Source organism: Alteromonas sp. BMJM2 (genome assembly GCF_027257845.1).
Classification (GTDB): domain Bacteria; phylum Pseudomonadota; class Gammaproteobacteria; order Enterobacterales; family Alteromonadaceae; genus Alteromonas.
Map to the genome: position 1 here is coordinate 1 of NZ_JAPVOT010000066.1, position 515 is coordinate 515.

Below are 515 nucleotides of genomic sequence, written 5' to 3' on the forward strand. Positions count from 1 at the left end.
TAGCGATACGGCACCACCTGACTCCATTTCGAACTCAGAAGTGAAACGTATTAGCGCCGATGGTAGTGTGGGGTTTCCCCATGTGAGAGTAGGACACTGCCAGGTCCCATTAAGAAAAACCCGCCTACCGGCGGGTTTTTTGTTTTCTGCCCCAAAAAAAATAAATGGGGGTCAGATCAACATTAATCCTTAATTACATCCAACCTAAAAAACATAAATTGGGTCAGATCCGCATTTATCTTCCAATTACATTCATCACATCGAATCTAACGAAATAAACAGGGTCAGAACCCAATAAATTGTCGTCTTCAGAATAAAGTAGGGTCAGAACCTGAGGGATCCCCACGAATTTAATTTCATGTGCTTCCAGCCCAGGCCTCATCCACCTAGGAGCTGTACCACGTGAGTGCAGCTTTCCATTGTCGCATGGTAAACCGTACCCGGCACGCGATAGCCCTGAGCCCAAGATAGTGGAACGATAACACGGGCTTCGTCTCGGTGTTAGCTTGGAACCG

General features: G+C 46.8%; 1 rRNA gene. It reads left to right on the forward strand.

The window, feature by feature from the left end:
- Window positions 1-105 (forward strand): 5S ribosomal RNA (gene rrf, locus O9X84_RS19580); the annotation flags it as partial.
- Window positions 106-515: the final 410 nt, after the last annotated feature.